Origin of the sequence: Paractinoplanes rishiriensis, assembly GCF_016862375.1 — a bacterium.
GTDB lineage: Bacteria > Actinomycetota > Actinomycetes > Mycobacteriales > Micromonosporaceae > Actinoplanes > Actinoplanes rishiriensis.
Genome location: NZ_BOMV01000176.1, coordinates 1 through 911 on the forward strand (window position 1 = coordinate 1; position 911 = coordinate 911).

At 65.9% G+C, this 911-nt stretch carries 1 protein-coding gene; it reads right to left on the reverse strand.

Translation table 11 applies throughout. The features are described from left to right. Positions 1-2: 2 nt before the first annotated feature. The coding region (locus Ari01nite_RS49485) for a non-reducing end alpha-L-arabinofuranosidase family hydrolase (protein ID WP_275410976.1) at positions 3-911 on the reverse strand (909 nt) is incomplete at its 5' end.

Genomic DNA, 911 nt, shown 5'->3' on the forward strand with positions numbered 1-911 from the left:
GGTCAGCGCTGCAGGGTCAGCAGGCCGGGCCGGTACGGCAGGAGGCCGTAGTCGCCGCCCGAGTTCGGGGAGCGGCCCTGGTAGAGCAGTTGCAGGTTGCAGGGGTCGATGGTCATGGTCTGGTCGGCGCTGGTGCGGATGAGTTCGCCGTGGCTGATGTCGTTGGTCCAGGTGGCGCCGCTGTTGGCCTTGCCGGCGAACGGGTTGTTCTCGGTGGCGGCTTGCGGGGTCCAGGTGCCGCCCAGGCTCGACGACGTGAAGGAGCGGAAGTAACGGCCGTTCGCGCCGATGGCTTCGACGATCATCAGGTACTGGTTCTGGCCCTGGACCTTGTAGACCTGGACGGCCTCGAACAGGTTGTTCGTGGTGTCGCTCATGATCGTGGTGTAGTTGCTGCCGAAGCTGCCCGGGAAGTTGCCGATCGGCATGCTGGCCCGGTAGATCTTGCCGTTGTCGCCGGCGAAGAACAGGTACATGTTCGTGCCGTCACCGATAACGGCCTGGTCGATGGGGCCGGTGCCGGAGCCGGTGATGCTGCCGGTGAACAGCGGCTGTGCGGCGGACCAGCCGTTCGCGTTGGTCGGGTTGGTCGACGTGCGGTACATGAACGGCGACGGGCCCCACTGGTAGGCCAGCACCCAGATGTTCTTGGGTGCGAAGTAGAACAGCGACGGCGCGACGGTGCCGGACGACATCGCGTTCTGGGTGGCCGAGGCCAACTGCGAGAAGTTGCTGACGACGCTGAAGTTCATCGAGCCCCACGAGGTGCCGGTGTCGTGGGTGGTGGCGTAGACGAGGTGGCCGCCGTTGTAGGGGACGGTGGTGAAGTCTTTGAGTGACACCCAGCCCGACCGCGGCTGGGCCAGCACGCCGGATGACGACCAGCGGTAGGACGACGGCAGCGAGCAGTT